Here is a 14930-nt window from a genome sequence, read left to right as displayed (position 1 = left end):
GCGTGCACGCGTCGGATGGTCATTGCGTGCAGCAGCTTGGAGAAGAATATGATCGAGACGTTGAAAGACGACCAGATCGCTACGGGAATGATGGACGTGCTGTGGGCCGGTGCGGCGCTCGATACGTTGTCCGACGTACTGGACCTGCTCGACGCCATGGCGGTGCTGCGCCCCGGGAACGGGGAAATGCGCGAAGTGCTGGCGTGGTGGCATGTGCGCGCGCGTGCGTGGGGCGAGGCGTTGAGCGAATTGCGCCGCGTCGAGCGCGGCGGCGTGCTTTCGTCGCGCGGCATGGCGCTCGCGGCCGTTTGCCTGTATGCGCTTGGCGATGCGGCGTGGCGCACCTATGCCTATGCGGCGGCTTACCGATCCGACGACGTCATGGCGACGCGCACCGCTCACGCCTTGCTTGCGGCGCCCGTCGTGGAGCGCCCGTAAAACGCTGCCGGTATCCGCAGTCCGGATATGCGGGCATCGGCGCTTGGCAGACTCGTGGCCGATCCGTCGCTGGACATTACGGCGCACCCCGCGTGCACGTGACGCTTCGCCGGGAAGGCTGGCGAGACAGCCCGGCCTCGCGTCGCCGGCAGGAGCAGAGCCGCTAACGGAACGCCCGCATCTGCCCCGTCATCATCTGCAGCATCTTGTTGGCGGCCACCGAGAGCTTGCGGCCCACGCGCGTGACCATGTGCGCCTCGGCGTTCTCGAGGATCGGATGCGCGATCTCGATCGCGAACAGTTCCTTGTTCTGCAGTTCGGCCGCCACCGCGAAAGCCGGCATCACCGAGATGCCGAGCCCCGATTTCACGAATTCCTTCAGGATCGCGAAGGAATTGGTGGTGATGATCGGCGCGAGCCGTACGCGCTCGGCGTATTCCACGGCCTCCATCATCTGCCGCGTGCCGTAGGACGGATGGGTGGCCGCCAGCGGGTAGGTGGCGAGCTGCTGCACCGTCAGCACCTTGTGGCTGCGGCGCGGGAAGTCGGGGCCGACGATCGCCATCATCGGCTGCCGCTTCGACGCGCGCGACACCAGCTTGGGCTCGGCGGGCGGGTTGTAGACCAGGCCGATCTCGCCCTCGTCGTTCGAGATCTTGCGGATCACGTCGTTGGTGCTGCCCACGTCGAGGTTGACACGGATTCCGGGGAACTGCCGGCAGAACTGCTGCATCGGCCCGGCCAGTAGATCGGAGACGAAGCCCTCGCCGAGCACAAGGCTGACCTGGCCGGTCTTGAGCCCGCGCAGTTCCTGCAGGCGCGAGATCAGGTCGTCGCGGTGCGCGAGCTGCTCGCGGAAATACTCGATCACGCAGCGTCCAGCGTCGGTGGGCGTCACGCCGCGCGCGTGGCGCTCGACCAGGGTGGCGTCGAGCTCCTTCTCCAGCAATCCGATCTGGCGGCTCACGGCCGAGGGCGCCACGTCGAGCCAGTCGGCCGCGGCGCGGATCGTGCCGCAGCGCACGGCCTCGTAGAAATAGACGATCCGGCTGTCGGTAAGGGTTTCGCTCATGATCCAGGTGTTCTAAAAAAGAGAACAATCTCAATATTGGCGTTGATTGATTATACGGATCGCCGGACCGAACATCGTAGCCATGCAAGGCGGGCGCCACGCTGGCGCGCCGGCCTCGAACCAACAGCTATCAGGAGTCGTCGGATGAAAACGGTGGGCGTGATCGGTTTGGGCAACATGGGGCGCGGGATGGCAGGTTCGCTGCGGCGCGGCGGCTACACGGTGCTCGGCTACGACGCGGCGCCGGGGGTGGCGCTCGCGCTGGCCGAGCAGGTGGTGCTGTCGGCGCGCGATTCGGTGGCCGGGATCGCGCGCGACGCCGACGTGCTGCTGCTGTCGCTGCCGACGTCGGCGGTGGTCGAGGCGGTGGTGCTGGGTGCGGGCGGCGTGCTCGAGAACGCGAGGCCGGGCAGCATCGTGATCGACACCACCACGGCCGATCCGGACAGCACGCGGCGCGTGGCGGGGGCCCTGGCCGAGCGCGGCATCGGCTTCGTCGACGGCCCGGTGAGTGGCGGCCCGAAGGGCGCGGCCACCGCCACCATGACCATGGTGCTGGGCGGCTCGGACAGCGATATCGCGGCCATCGAGCCGATCCTCGCAGCGATCAGCGCCAAGCGCGTGCATGTGGGCCCGGTGGGCGCCGGCCATGTCACCAAGCTGCTCAACAATCTGCTGACCGGTGTGCACCTGCTGGCCGCCAGCGAGGCGGTGCGCACCGCGCGCGCGGCCGGCGTCGATCCGGAAAAGCTGGTCGAGGCGCTCAACGGCGGCTCCGGCCGCAACAGCGCGACGCTGACCAACTACCCGACCTGGATCTTCAACGGCAAGTTCGATTCCGGCTTCACCATGAAGCTGATGCGCAAGGACGTGCGGCTCGCGCTAGGGTTGCTCGACCAGTTCGACAGCGTCGCGCCGGTAGCGCGCGAGGCGGCGCGCGTGTGGGCCGCCAGCGAGGTATCCGTCGCCGACGGCGAGGACTTTAACCGCATCGTCGACTTCCTCGACCCGGCCTGAGGCCGGGCAGCCCGCGCCACGATCCCGCTCGACCCACAGATACGGAAACCTGACATGACCCAGCACGCAGACCAGTTGCTCGCCGCCTTCGCGCATTTCTTCCCCGGCGCCGCCACGATCGGCTCGTATATCGACGGGGAGCTCGTCGCCGGCCAGGGCGACACGATCCAGCTTTACGATGCGGCGACGGGCGAGGCCACGCTCGCCTATCGCGACGCCGGCGCAGCGGTGATCGGCCATGCCGCCGAAAGCGCGCGCCGCGCGCAGCGCGAATGGTGGGCGCTCACGCATGCCGCGCGCGGCCGCGTGATGCAGGAGGTGGCGCGCGCGATCCGCGCCGAGGCCGAGGCGATCGCGCGGCTGGAGGCGCTGGGCTCGGGCAAGCCGATCCGCGACTGCCGGGGCGAGGTGGGCAAGGTCGCCGAGATGTTCGAGTACTACGCGGGCTGGACCGACAAGTTCTACGGCAGCGTGATCCCGGTACCGACCTCGCACCTCAACTACACGCGCCGCGAGCCGGCCGGCGTGGTGCTGCAGATCACACCCTGGAACGCGCCGGTGTTCACCTGCGGCTGGCAGGTGGCGCCCGCGGTGGCGATGGGCAACGGCGTGCTGCTCAAGCCCTCGGAGCTGACGCCCTTCACCTCGCTGGCGGTCGCCAGCCTCGGCGAGCGGGCCGGGCTGCCACGCGGCCTGGTCAACGTGCTGGCCGGCTTCGGTCACACCGTCGGGCAGGCCGCGATCGCGCATCGCGTGGTGAGCAAGGTGGTATTCGTCGGCTCGCCGGCCACCGGCGCGCGCATCGCCGAGGCCGCCGCGCGCCGCGTGCTGCCCTGCGTGCTGGAGCTCGGCGGCAAGTCGGCCAATATCGTGTTCGCCGACGCCGACCTCAAGCGCGCCGCGCTGACCGCGCAGGCGGCGATCTTCGCCGGCGCGGGCCAGAGCTGCGTGGCCGGCTCGCGTCTGCTGGTGCAGCGTGCCGTCTACGACGAATTCGTCGCGATGGTCGCTGCCGGCGCGAAGAAGATCCGCGTCGGCGCACCGCTCGACGATGCGACCGAGGTGGGCCCGATCAACAATCGCAAGCAGTACGACCACGTGATGTCGATGATCGCGCGCGGCGTGGCGGCTGGCGCCACGCTCGCCGCCGGCTCGGCCGAGCGTGTCGGAGAGGGCCGCGGCGGCTACTTCGTGGCGCCCACCGTGCTGGCCGGCGTGTCGAACGCGATGGAGGTGGCGCGCACCGAGATCTTCGGGCCGGTGGTGGCCGCCATCCCGTTCGACACCGAGGACGAGGCGATCGCGATCGCCAACGACACCGACTTCGGCCTGGCCGGCGCGGCCTGGACCACCGACGTGGCGCGCGCGCATCGCGTGGCCGCGCAGGTGAATGCCGGCACCTTCTGGGTCAACGGCTACAAGACCATCAACGTGGCCTCGCCGTTCGGCGGCTACGGCATGAGCGGCTATGGCCGCTCGAGCGGGGTCGAGGCGCTGTACGAATACACGCAGACCAAGAGCGTGTGGGTCGAGACGGCCGAAGCGCCGCCCACCGCGTTCGGTTATCTGTAACCACCGGCCCGCATTCGACGGCAGCCGGGCTTCAAGGGGAGATTCGTCATGGAACACGCACTGGGTATCGAGCGCCGCGAGCTTGGCGGCGCGGCCACCGCCAAGGTCCTGCTTTACGCGGCCGGCATCCTGCTGGTCGCCGAATGGATCGGCTCGTTCACGTTCAAGCTCGGGCCGGGCAAGGTCGTGCTGCTGCCGATGATCTGGGCACTGCTGCTCGGCGCCGCGGTGGGGCTGGCCAGCGCGCGCTGGAACAGCAGCGCGCGCCTGAGCGTGCCCGACCAGTTCTTCGCGGCCGCGATCCTGCAGCCGGCGCTGCTGCTGTTCGTCTCCAAGCTCGGGCTGATGGTGGGCAGCGCGCTGCCCAAGCTGGCGTCGGCGGGCTGGGCGCTGGCCTTCCAGGAATTCGGCCACTTCGTCGGCACCATCCTGCTCGGCCTGCCGCTCGCGTTGCTGCTCGGCATCAAGCGCGAGGCGATCGGCGCGACCTTCTCGGTGGGCCGCGAGCCGAGCCTCGCGATCATCGGCGAGAAGTACGGCATGGATTCGGCCGAGGGCCGCGGCGTGCTGGCCGAGTACCTGACCGGTACCGTGTTCGGTGCGGTGTTCATCGCCGTGTTCGCGGGTTTCGTGAGCAGTCTCGGCATCTTCGATCCGCTCGCGCTGGCGATGGGCTCGGGCGTCGGCTCGGGCAGCATGATGGCGGCCGCCTCGGGCGCGATCGCCGCGCAGCAGGACCCGGAGACGGCGAAATCCGTGCTCGCCTTCGCCGCGGCCAGCAACCTGATCACCACCACCATCGGTACCTACTTCACGCTGTTCATCTCGCTGCCGCTCGCGGTCTGGGGCTATCGCGTGCTGGAGCCGCTGATCGGCCGCACCACCAAGGCATCGGCGCAGCCCGAAGTCGCCAGCCCGTCGCTGGGCGACGTGCGGACCGAGGCGCCCGCGCTCGGCTACGGCGGCAAGCTGCTGGCCTGGCTCGTGACGGCCGCGATGGCGCTGGTGTGCGACTGGATCGCCCACGGCACCACACCGCTGGCGGGACTGCCGGGGATCGCGATCATGGTGTGCGCGACGATCGTCGGCGATGCGCTGGCGCGTGTGACGGGGCGGCGGATTCCGGCGGTCTGCTGGGTATCGGTGGTGGCGATGTTCCTGACCTCGCCGTGGTGCCCATGGGCTTCGCAGATCGCCGCGCTCAGCTCGCACAACGATTTCCTGGGGGTGACCACGCCGATGCTGGTGTTCGCGGGGCTGTCGATCGCCAAGGACATTCCGGCCTTCCGCCGGCTCGGCTGGCGCATCGTGCTGGTGTCCTTCGTGGCCAATGCCGGTACCTTCATCGGCGCGACCCTGGTGGCGCAGCTGTTCCATATCTGATGCCTCGCGGCACGGCGGCGGCCGGCATGGGCTGGCCTGCCGCCGTGCCGCGACGACCGACAAGAGCGCTCCCATCCGCATGAAACTGATCGATTCCATCGTCGCGCACGCCGACGAACTGACGGCGCTACGCCGCGATATCCATGCCCATCCCGAGGTGGGCTACGACGTGTTCCGCACCGCCGAACTCGTCGCCGAGCGGCTCGAGCAATGGGGTTATGCCGTCACGCGCGGCGTCGGCCGCACCGGCGTGGTCGGCACCTTGAAGCGCGGCGGCAGCGTGCGCGCGATCGGCCTGCGCGCCGACATGGATGCGCTGCCCGTGCAGGAGGCCAACACCTTCGCGCATCGTTCGACGGTGGCCGGCGCGATGCATGCGTGCGGCCACGACGGGCACACCACCATGCTGTTGGGGGCCGCGCGCCATCTGGCGCGGCATGGCGAGTTCGACGGCACCGTTCAGCTGTTCTTCCAGCCGGCCGAGGAGTCGGGCGGCGGCGCGCGCGCGATGATCGAGGACGGCCTGTTCGAGCGTTTCCCGGTGGATGCCGTGTTCGGGCTGCACAACTGGCCCGGCATCGCGGCCGGCGATTTCGCGGTGCGGCCGGGGCCGCTGATGGCATCGACCAGCCTGTTCCGGATCAACTTGCGCGGTGCCGGCTGCCACGCGGCCATGCCGCACCTGGGCCGCGATCCGGTGTTCGCGGCGGGGCAGGTGCTGAGTGCTCTGCAGGGGATCGTCACGCGCAACCGAAATCCGATCGACGGCGCGGTGCTGTCGGTCACGCAGGTGCATGCGGGCGAGGCGATGAACGTGGTGCCGACCGATGCCTGGCTCGGCGGCACGGTGCGGACCTTCTCCGATGCGGCGCTCGACCTGATCGAGACGCGCATGCGCGCCGTGGTGGCCGCGACGGCCACGGCCTTCGATTGCGAGAGCGACGTGGATTTCCAGCGCCAGTATCCGGCTACCGTGAACGACGCCGAGCAGACCGCGGTGGCGGTGGCGGTGATGCGCGAGCTGGTGGGCGACGCGCATGTGAACGCCGCCGTCGATCCGACCATGGCGGCGGAGGATTTCTCGTTCATGCTGCGCGAGAAGCCGGGTTGTTATGCGTTCCTCGGGAACGGGGCGGGCGATCATCGCGTGCATGGGCATGGCGGCGGGCCTTGCCTGCTGCATAACGCCAGTTACGACTTCAACGATGCGTTGCTGCCGGTGGGGGCGAGTTATTTCGTGAGGTTGGTGGAGCGGTTTCTGGGGCACTCGGCGAAGTGACATCTTTACGTCGCAAACGGTGACCACTTTATTTCTGTCTGCGCGAGGCTCGCGCGGTCTGACACGGTAGCTCTGGCTACATGCTCACCGCGGACGGTTCGCGTTCTGCGTGAGCGCCTTCGTTCTCGCCCGGTGCCATCTGAACCCGTGGCATCCGGATCGCGCCCATAGTCCGCATTAATCGGAAGAATAAAAACTACCGATTGGCCGACGAATTCCATCAAAGACCACAATCCTCCGGCATTCCAACATTACGCCCAATTACGGAGGGGTCATATGCAGAAAAAACGTATCGGAAAATCGGTCGTGGCCGCGCTCGCCATCATCGCGATGAGTGCCGGCACCATTGCCGCGTGGGCCGACGGTGCGCCGCGCACGAATGACTTCTGGTGGCCGGAGCGGCTCGATCTTTCGCCGCTGCGTCAGCACGACGTCGAGTCGAATCCGTACGGGAAGGATTTCGACTATGCGCAGGCCTTCAACAAGCTCGATATCGAGGCCGTGAAGAAGGATATCCGCGCGACCCTGACGACGTCGCAGGACTGGTGGCCGGCAGACTACGGCAACTATGGACCGTTCTTCATCCGGATGGCGTGGCACGGAGCGGGCACCTATCGCACGTACGACGGCCGGGGCGGCGCCGGCGGCGCGCAGCAGCGATTCGAGCCGCTGAACAGCTGGCCGGATAACGCCAATCTCGACAAGGCGCGCCGTTTGTTGTGGCCGATCAAGAAGAAATATGGCCAGAATATTTCGTGGGGCGATTTGATGGTCCTCACCGGCAATGTCGCACTTGAATCCATGGGTTTTCAAACCTTCGGCTTTGGCGGCGGCCGGGAAGACGACTGGCAATCGGATCTGGTTTACTGGGGCGCCGGCACGAAATTCATGTCGGATAACCGCGACAAGAACGGCAAGCTCGAGAAGCCGCTGGCGGCCACCCAGATGGGGCTGATCTACGTGAACCCGGAAGGTCCGAACGGCAACCCCGATCCCGTCGCCGCGGCAAAGGACATTCGCGAGGCGTTCGGCCGCATGGCGATGAATGACGAGGAGACCCTCGCGCTGATCGCGGGCGGTCATACCTTCGGCAAGGCCCATGGCGCGGCGTCGCCCGACAAATGCGTGGGCGCGGCACCGGCGGGCGCGGGCGTCGAAGCGCAAGGCCTGGGCTGGGCGAACAAGTGCGGTACCGGGAAGGGCGCCGACACGATCACGAGCGGCCTTGAAGGCGCATGGTCGGTCGACCCCGTTCACTTCACGATGCAGTATCTCGACAATCTGCTCGAACACGATTGGGTGCTGACGAAGAGCCCGGCAGGCGCTCATCAGTGGATGCCGAAGGACGCGCAGGACATCGTGCCGGACGCACACGATCCGTCGAAGCGACATCCGCTGATGATGTTTACGACCGATATCGCGTTGAAGGTCGATCCCGCGTACAGCGCGATCGCCAAGCGTTTTCAGGCGCATCCCGAGGAATTCAAGCTGGCGTTCGCAAAGGCGTGGTTCAAGCTGACGCACCGGGATCTGGGCCCGAAGGCGCGCTATCTGGGCAAGGATGTGCCCAAGGTCGACCTGATCTGGCAGGATCCGCTGCCCGTTGCCGGCTACCAGATGATCGGCGACGCCGATATCGCGGAGCTGAAGCGCAGGATCCTCGCATCGGGGGTGCCGAAGTCGGAACTGATCAAGACCGCTTGGGCGTCCGCGGCCTCGTTCCGTGCCACCGACTACCGAGGCGGCGCGAATGGCGCGCGCATTCGCCTCGCGCCGGAAAACGCCTGGGCGGTGAATGACCCGGCGAGCCTGTCGAAAGTGCTGAAGTCGCTGGAAGACATTCAGTCCGGCTTCAACAGGAACAGAACGGATGGCAAGCAGGTGTCGCTGGCCGACCTGATCGTGCTGGGCGGCAGCGCGGCCGTCGAGGATGCGGCCCGCAAGGCTGGCTACGACGTCAAGGTTCCATTCTCGCCGGGACGCGTCGATGCGACGCAGGCGCAGACCGATGTCGCTTCCTTCGCCGTTCTCGAGCCGACCTCCGACGGGTTCCGCAACTACTATCGGAAAAGCAATGAGCGGTCGCCGGCCGAGTTGATGGTCGACCGCGCGAGCAAGCTGGATCTCACCGTTCCGGAGATGACCGTTCTCGTGGGCGGGCTGCGTGCGCTGGACGCCAATGCGGGCCATTCAAGGATCGGTGTCCTGACCAATCGCCCCGGCACGCTGAGCAACGACTTCTTCGTGAATCTGCTCGACATGTCGACCCAATGGACGAAGTCCTCCAGTGCCGACGGGACTTACGAAGGGCGTGACCGCAAGACGGGCGCGCTCAAGTGGACGGCAAGCCCGGTCGATCTGGTGTTCGGTTCCAGTTCGGAGCTGCGGGCCGTTGCCGAAGTCTATGCGTCGGACGATGCGCACGAGAAGTTCGTGCGCGACTTTGTCCACGCGTGGACGAAAGTGATGAACCTCGATCGCTTCGATCTGAAGCGCAGCTGATACCGTGATCGGGTTGGCCGGGGGAGCGATCCCGCGGCCAATCCGTCGGAGGACGAAATGAAGAAATCTGGATTGGCGCGGTTGATCGTCGGGGCGGGGTTGCTGTGGTCGCTCGGTGCTCACGCGGCCGACATTGAAGTCAGGATGCTGAATCAGGCATCGGACGGCCAGCGCGGGTTCGAGCCGGCCCTCGTCCATATCAACGCGGGCGACAGCGTCCATTTTGTGGCCGCCGACAGCGGTCATAGCGTCGAAAGCATTCCCGGGATGGCGCCGGACGGGGCCCCGTCGTTTGCGGGAAAGATCAGCGAAGACCTGACCGTGAAGTTCGACACGCCCGGTGTTTATGGCTATCGCTGTCTTCCTCATCACATGTTGGGCATGGTCGGCTTGATCGTGGTCGGACAGCCGACGAACGAAGCCGCGGCCCGAAGCGTTGCACAACCGCGCGATGCGAAAGCGCGTTTCGATCAGCTCTTTGCGGCGCTGGACCGCGAACAAACCAGGCAGAAGTAGCGCCCGCCGCCCCGGGGCTGGATCGGCACGGACGCGATTCATCGTCAGATGAATTGTGATGGTCGTCCGTGCCGAGTCTCTCGGCCCCGCTCCCGATCGAATTCAAAATTTGTCTAGTCATCCTGGCGATTCGACCGCCGGAATTGCACCAAATCCGTGCCCGGATTCCCCTCGATGACGCACGTCAGAGCCCTGAAATTAGGGGATTTCCCGCGTTTTCCCGGTTTTTTTTGATCGCTGCTTGTCTCGCTGTTTTTCTTCTTGCATGCTTGTATAGACAAATTCCTGAGGCGGCTTGCTGCACCGAAGGGATGGCGAACTTCAACGCAAGGAGAAACTCTCGTGAACGGCAAGCGCATCAAGTGGGCAATCAGGACGATCGGCGCCATCGCGGCCGCGGCGGCAACGCTCGCCGCACCGGTTCAGGCAAAGGAATGGAAGACGGTGACGGTCGCGCTCGAAGGCGGCTACGCACCGTGGAACCTCACGCTGCCGGGCGGCAAGCTGGGCGGTTTCGAACCGGAACTGCTCGCCAACGTGTGCGAGCGGATCAAGGTGCAGTGCAACATGGTCGCGCAGGACTGGGACGGGATGATTCCGGGTCTGCAGGCCGGCAAGTTCGACGTCCTGATGGATGCGATCTCGATCACGCCGGAGCGCGAGAAGATCCTGCTGTTCTCGCGCCCGTATGCGGCCACGCCGGCGACCTTCGCCGTCACCGATACCAAGATCCTGCCGAAGGCCGCGCCCGGCGCGCCGATGGTCAAGCTGACCGGCGACGCGAATGCCGACAGGCCCACTGTCGACACGCTGCGCAAGCAGCTGAAGGGCAAGACGATCGGCATCCAGTCGGGCACCGTCTACACGAAGTTCATCAACGACAGCTTCAAGGACATCGCGTCGATCCGCGTGTACAAGACCTCGCCTGAGCGCGATCTCGACCTCGTCGCGGGTCGCATCGACGCGTCGTTCGACGATGTCACGTACTACGCGGCGAACAACGCGAAGAAGGACAACGCGTCGATCGTGCTCGCGGGCCCGAAGCTCGGCGGACCGATCTGGGGCCCGGGTGAAGGACTCGCGTTCCGCAAGCAGGACGCCGACCTGAAGACGAAGTTCGATACGGCGATCGGCGCGGCGCTCGCGGACGGCACCGTGAAGAAACTCGCCGACAAGTGGTTCAAGACCGACGTCACGCCGTAAGCGCGTGGCCGGCCGCCGCCGCGTGAGCGGCTCGAACGACGCGCGGCGGCACGCATCCTGCGGATTCATTCAACGCTTGCCGGGAGGCACGCATGGCGATTCTTGAAATGCTCGGCTTCGGTACCGAGGGCTGGGGCGGCGTGCTGTTGCTCGCCGCGCTGATGACGGTCGCGCTGACGCTCGCCGCGCTCGCGGTCGGCGCCGTGATCGGCGCGGCGATCGCGGCGGCCAAGCTGTCGCGCCACCGCGGCGCCCGCCTGCTCGGCGACCTGTACACGACGGTGTTTCGCGGCGTGCCCGAACTGCTCGTCATCTATCTGTTCTACTTCGGCGGCTCGACGCTCGTCACGACCATCGGTCAGTGGTTCGGCGCGGAAGGCTTCATCGGCGTGCCGCCGTTCGTGATCGGCGCACTCGCCGTCGGGATGATCTCGGGCGCCTATCAGGCCGAGGTGTATCGCGCGGCGGTGCTCGCGGTGTCGAAGGGCGAGCTCGAAGCGGCGCGCTCGATCGGCATGCCGCGCGCGATGGTGCTGCGCCGCATCCTCGTGCCGCAGGTGCTGCGCTTCGCGCTGCCCGGCATCGGCAACGTGTGGCAGCTGAGCCTGAAGGATTCGGCGCTGATCTCGGTCACGGGCCTCGCCGAGTTGCTGCGCACGAGCCAGATCGCGGCGAGCTCGACGCATCAGTACTTCGTGTTCTTCGTCGCGGGCGGCGCGCTCTACCTGGTCATGACGGGCCTGTCGAACCGCGTGTTCAACCGGGCCGAAGCGATCGTCGGCCGCTCGTTCCGCCGCAATTTCGCGCGCAACTGACGGAGAGCACGCATGTCTTTCGATTTCGATTTCCTCCTCGGCACGCTGCGCCAACTGCTCGCGGCCGTGCCGACCACGCTGGGCCTGTTCTTCGCGTCGCTCGTGCTCGGCGGCCTGCTGTCGCTCGTGATCGTCACGATGCGCGTGTCGCCGCACTGGCTGCCGAACCGCTTCGCGCGCGCCTACATCCTCGTGTTTCGCGGCTCGCCGCTGCTGATCCAGATGTTCCTCGTGTACTACGGGCTCGGCCAGTTCGGCGTGATCCGCGAAAGCTTCGTCTGGCCGCTGCTGCGCGAGCCGTATGTGTGCGCGGTGCTGTCGCTCGCGCTGTGCACGGCAGGCTACACGGCCGAGATCCTGCGTGGTGGGCTGATGGCCGTGCCGGTCGGGCAGATCGAGGCCGGTTATTCGATCGGCCTGTCGGGCTTCGCGCTGCTGCGCCGGGTGATCGGCCCGATCGCATTGCGCCAGTGCCTGCCCGCGTATTCGACCGAAGCCGTGCTGCTGGTCAAGTCGACCGCGCTCGCCAGTCTCGTGACCGTTTGGGAGGTGACGGGCGTCGCGCAGCAGATCATCCAGCAGACCTACCGGACGACCGAGGTGTTCGTGTGCGCGGCCCTGATCTATCTGGGCCTGAACTTCATCATCGTGCGCCTGCTCGGCGCGCTCGAATGGCGACTCTCCGGCCACCTGCGTGCGCCGAAGCCATCCGGTGCGCCCGCCGCGGCGGCACGCAATCCCCGGCGCGTTGCGTCCTGAGCGCCCCCGTCCTTTCCCGGAGAATCCGATGAACACCGCTGCTCCCGTTGCGCTGTCGGTCAAGAACATCCACAAGTCGTTTGGCGATCATCATGTGCTGAAGGGTATCTCGCTCGACGCGCACGAAGGCGACGTCATCTCGATCCTCGGCGCGAGCGGCTCGGGCAAGAGCACCTTCCTGCGCTGCCTGAACCTGCTCGAAACGCCCGACGACGGCTCCGTCGCGCTTGCCGGCGAGGAACTGAAGATGAAGCGCGCACGCGACGGCAAGCTGCAGCCGGGCGACCGGCGGCAGGTCGATCGCATCCGCTCGCAGCTCGGGATGGTGTTCCAGAACTTCAACCTGTGGTCGCACATGACGGTGCTCGACAATCTCGTCGAAGGGCCGCTGCGCGTGCTCAAGCGCAGCCGCGCGGAAGCGGTCGAGGAAGCCGAGGCGCTGCTCGCGCGCGTCGGTCTCGCGGACAAGCGCGGCTACTATCCCGCGCACCTGTCGGGTGGCCAGCAGCAGCGCGTCGCGATCGCCCGCGCGCTCGCGATGCATCCGAAGGTGATGTTGTTCGACGAACCGACGTCGGCGCTCGACCCGGAGCTGGTTGGCGAAGTGCTGCGCGTGATGCGCTCGCTCGCCGAGGAAGGGCGCACCATGCTGGTCGTCACGCACGAAATGGGCTTCGCGCGGCACGTGTCGAATCGCGTGATGTTCCTGCATCAGGGCGAGGTCGATTCGGACGGGCCGCCCGACGCGCTGTTCGGCGGCCAGTGTTCCGAGCGCTTCCGCCAGTTCGTGTCGAGCCATCACGACCGCGCCGCGAACTGAGGACGTCATGACCGTATTCCGTTCTGCACGGCCGCTCGACTGGCGGCAGGTTGCGGCCGTCGCGGCCGGCGAACCGCTGGCGTTGACCGACGATGCGCGCGGGCGCATCGCCGCGGCGCGCGAGCTCGTCGACGAGATCGTCGCGCGCGGGATCCGCGCTTACGGCGTCAATACCGGCGTCGGTGCGCTGTGCGACGTGATCGTGTCGCCGGCCCAGCAGAGCACGCTGTCGCGCAACATCCTGATGAGCCACGCGGTCGGCGTCGGCATGCCGCTCGGCGCGCCCGAAACGCGCGCGATCATCGCGGCGGCGATCAACAACTTCGCGCATGGGCATTCGGGCGTGCGTGCCGACGTCGTCGAACAGCTCGTCGCGCTGCTCGAACACGATTGCCTGCCCGAGGTGCCGGCGCACGGTTCGGTCGGCTACCTGACCCACATGGCGCATGTCGCGCTCGTGTGCATCGGGCAGGGTCATGCGCGCCATCGCGGCGAGCGCATGCGCGGCGACGAGGCACTGCGCCGCATCGGTCGCGAACCGCTCGCGCTCGGCGCGAAAGAAGGCCTGAGCCTGGTCAACGGCACACCGTGCGTGACGGGGCTCGCCGCGTTCGCGCTGGCGCGCGCGGAGCGGCTGCTCGACTGGGCCGACTGGATCGCGGCGGCGAGCTTCGAGAATCTCGGCGGGCAGCTCGCCGCGTTCGACCCGGCGTCGCTCGCGCTGCGGATCTCGCCCGGCATCGGGCACGTCGGCGCGCGCCTGCGGGCGATGCTCGCCGACAGCCCGATGCTCGGCGCGGCGAGCGGGCGGCATACGCAGGATCCGCTCAGCCTGCGCACGATTCCGCATGTGCACGGCGCGGCGCGCGACGTGTTCGCGGTGACGGCGGAAGTCGTCGACCGCGAACTCGCGTCCGTCACCGACAACCCGATCGTCGCCGGTACGCGCGACGCACCGGTCGTTCATTCGCAGGCGCATGCGGTCGGCGCGGGCATCGCGCTTGCGATGGACAGCCTCGCGGCCGCGATGGCGCAGGTGGCGGCCATTGCCGAGCGGCGTCTGGACCGTCTCGTCAATCCGCTCGTGAGCGGGTTGCCGGCGTTTCTCGCGGCGCCCGGCGGCACGTGTTCGGGCTTCATGATCGCGCAGTACACGGCGGTCGCGCTCGTCGCGCAGAATCAGCGGCTCGCGGCGCCGGCGAGCCTCGACGGCGGCATTACGTCGGGGTTGCAGGAAGATCATCTGTGCCACGCGACGCCCGCCGCGCTGAAGGCGCTCGACATCATCGAGAATACGACCCGCGTGCTCGCGATCGAGCTGCTGGCCGCCGCGCAGGCCTACGATTTGCAGGCGAGCGGAGCGGCGCGTGCCGCGTCGACCGATGCGCTGTGGCGACAGGTGCGCGAACGCGTGCCCGCGTATCACGACGACCGGCCGCTTGCCGACGACATCGCGATCGCGGCCGGGATCGTCGCGGGCGTGCCGCCGTCGGTGCTGTAGCGGTGTGAGGGTGACAGGCGGCGGGGCATCCAACCTTCAATCGGTCGAGGGCG

The 14930-nt window shown here is 67.4% G+C and carries 13 protein-coding genes; 12 read left to right on the top strand and 1 reads right to left on the bottom strand.

The annotated features are described in order from the left end of the window. Positions 1 to 48: 48 nt before the first annotated feature. Positions 49 to 438 carry an HrpB1 family type III secretion system apparatus protein gene (locus FFI87_RS33685; protein ID WP_138850670.1) on the top strand — a complete coding sequence of 130 codons (390 nt, stop codon included), beginning with the start codon at positions 49 to 51 and terminating at the stop codon, positions 436 to 438. A gap of 163 nt (positions 439 to 601) precedes the next feature. Here FFI87_RS33685 and FFI87_RS33680 read toward each other — a convergent pair whose 3' ends face one another. Continuing rightward, positions 602 to 1510, bottom strand: a complete 909-nt coding sequence (locus tag FFI87_RS33680; RefSeq protein ID WP_138850669.1) for a LysR family transcriptional regulator — start codon at positions 1508 to 1510, stop codon at positions 602 to 604. A 36-nt stretch (positions 1511 to 1546) separates the two neighbouring features. Here FFI87_RS33680 and FFI87_RS33675 point away from each other — a divergent pair, with 36 nt between their 5' ends. The 11 genes from FFI87_RS33675 to hutH all read left to right on the top strand — a co-directional run bounded on the left by FFI87_RS33675 (position 1547) and on the right by hutH (position 14877). Continuing rightward, positions 1547 to 2527 carry an NAD(P)-dependent oxidoreductase gene (locus tag FFI87_RS33675; RefSeq protein ID WP_261378665.1) on the top strand — a complete coding sequence of 327 codons (981 nt, stop codon included), beginning with the start codon at positions 1547 to 1549 and terminating at the stop codon, positions 2525 to 2527. A 54-nt stretch (positions 2528 to 2581) separates the two neighbouring features. After that, entirely contained in the window at positions 2582 to 4099 is a 1518-nt protein-coding gene (locus FFI87_RS33670; RefSeq protein WP_138850667.1) for an aldehyde dehydrogenase family protein, read from the top strand. Between the two features lie 48 nt (positions 4100 to 4147). Beyond that, positions 4148 to 5482 (top strand): DUF3100 domain-containing protein, encoded by a 1335-nt coding sequence (locus FFI87_RS33665; RefSeq protein WP_138850666.1) that lies wholly within the window; start codon positions 4148 to 4150, stop codon positions 5480 to 5482. A gap of 79 nt (positions 5483 to 5561) precedes the next feature. Beyond that, the gene (locus FFI87_RS33660) at positions 5562 to 6761 is read left to right on the top strand and encodes a M20 aminoacylase family protein (RefSeq protein ID WP_138850665.1); all 1200 of its coding nucleotides are present in this window, start codon (positions 5562 to 5564) and stop codon (positions 6759 to 6761) included. A gap of 330 nt (positions 6762 to 7091) precedes the next feature. After that, positions 7092 to 9263 carry a catalase/peroxidase HPI gene (katG, locus tag FFI87_RS33655; RefSeq protein WP_138850885.1) on the top strand — a complete coding sequence of 724 codons (2172 nt, stop codon included), beginning with the start codon at positions 7092 to 7094 and terminating at the stop codon, positions 9261 to 9263. A 57-nt stretch (positions 9264 to 9320) separates the two neighbouring features. Beyond that, positions 9321 to 9779, top strand: a complete 459-nt coding sequence (locus FFI87_RS33650; protein WP_138850664.1) for a pseudoazurin — start codon at positions 9321 to 9323, stop codon at positions 9777 to 9779. A 342-nt stretch (positions 9780 to 10121) separates the two neighbouring features. Then, a complete protein-coding gene (locus FFI87_RS33645) occupies positions 10122 to 10982 on the top strand; it encodes a transporter substrate-binding domain-containing protein (RefSeq protein WP_012372006.1) in 861 nt (286 codons plus the stop codon). 92 nt (positions 10983 to 11074) lie between these two features. Further along, a complete protein-coding gene (locus tag FFI87_RS33640) occupies positions 11075 to 11797 on the top strand; it encodes an ABC transporter permease (protein WP_138850663.1) in 723 nt (240 codons plus the stop codon). A gap of 12 nt (positions 11798 to 11809) precedes the next feature. Further along, a complete protein-coding gene (locus tag FFI87_RS33635; RefSeq protein ID WP_138850662.1) occupies positions 11810 to 12556 on the top strand; it encodes an ABC transporter permease in 747 nt (248 codons plus the stop codon). A gap of 28 nt (positions 12557 to 12584) precedes the next feature. Further along, entirely contained in the window at positions 12585 to 13376 is a 792-nt protein-coding gene (locus FFI87_RS33630; protein WP_011660730.1) for an ABC transporter ATP-binding protein, read from the top strand. A 7-nt stretch (positions 13377 to 13383) separates the two neighbouring features. Continuing rightward, positions 13384 to 14877, top strand: a complete 1494-nt coding sequence (gene hutH, locus FFI87_RS33625; protein ID WP_012372004.1) for a histidine ammonia-lyase — start codon at positions 13384 to 13386, stop codon at positions 14875 to 14877. The last annotated feature ends 53 nt before the right edge of the window (positions 14878 to 14930 follow it).

The sequence above is a fragment of the Burkholderia sp. KBS0801 genome (assembly GCF_005937855.2).
Lineage (GTDB): Bacteria > Pseudomonadota > Gammaproteobacteria > Burkholderiales > Burkholderiaceae > Burkholderia > Burkholderia ambifaria.
Note: the sequence above shows the minus strand (reverse complement) of the source record. Positions and strands in the feature narration are given on the sequence as shown.

Excerpts from the sequence above, each read along its gene's own strand:
- FFI87_RS33685 (WP_138850670.1), top strand. The coding sequence starts at position 49 with ATGATCGAGACGTTGAAAGACGACCAGATCGCTACGGGAATGATGGAC.
- FFI87_RS33680 (WP_138850669.1), bottom strand. The coding sequence starts at position 1,510 with ATGAGCGAAACCCTTACCGACAGCCGGATCGTCTATTTCTACGAGGCC.
- FFI87_RS33670 (WP_138850667.1), top strand. The coding sequence starts at position 2,582 with ATGACCCAGCACGCAGACCAGTTGCTCGCCGCCTTCGCGCATTTCTTC.
- FFI87_RS33665 (WP_138850666.1), top strand. The coding sequence starts at position 4,148 with ATGGAACACGCACTGGGTATCGAGCGCCGCGAGCTTGGCGGCGCGGCC.
- FFI87_RS33660 (WP_138850665.1), top strand. The coding sequence starts at position 5,562 with ATGAAACTGATCGATTCCATCGTCGCGCACGCCGACGAACTGACGGCG.
- katG (WP_138850885.1), top strand. The coding sequence starts at position 7,092 with ATGAGTGCCGGCACCATTGCCGCGTGGGCCGACGGTGCGCCGCGCACG.
- FFI87_RS33650 (WP_138850664.1), top strand. The coding sequence starts at position 9,321 with ATGAAGAAATCTGGATTGGCGCGGTTGATCGTCGGGGCGGGGTTGCTG.
- FFI87_RS33640 (WP_138850663.1), top strand. The coding sequence starts at position 11,075 with ATGGCGATTCTTGAAATGCTCGGCTTCGGTACCGAGGGCTGGGGCGGC.
- FFI87_RS33635 (WP_138850662.1), top strand. The coding sequence starts at position 11,810 with ATGTCTTTCGATTTCGATTTCCTCCTCGGCACGCTGCGCCAACTGCTC.
- FFI87_RS33630 (WP_011660730.1), top strand. The coding sequence starts at position 12,585 with ATGAACACCGCTGCTCCCGTTGCGCTGTCGGTCAAGAACATCCACAAG.
- hutH (WP_012372004.1), top strand. The coding sequence starts at position 13,384 with ATGACCGTATTCCGTTCTGCACGGCCGCTCGACTGGCGGCAGGTTGCG.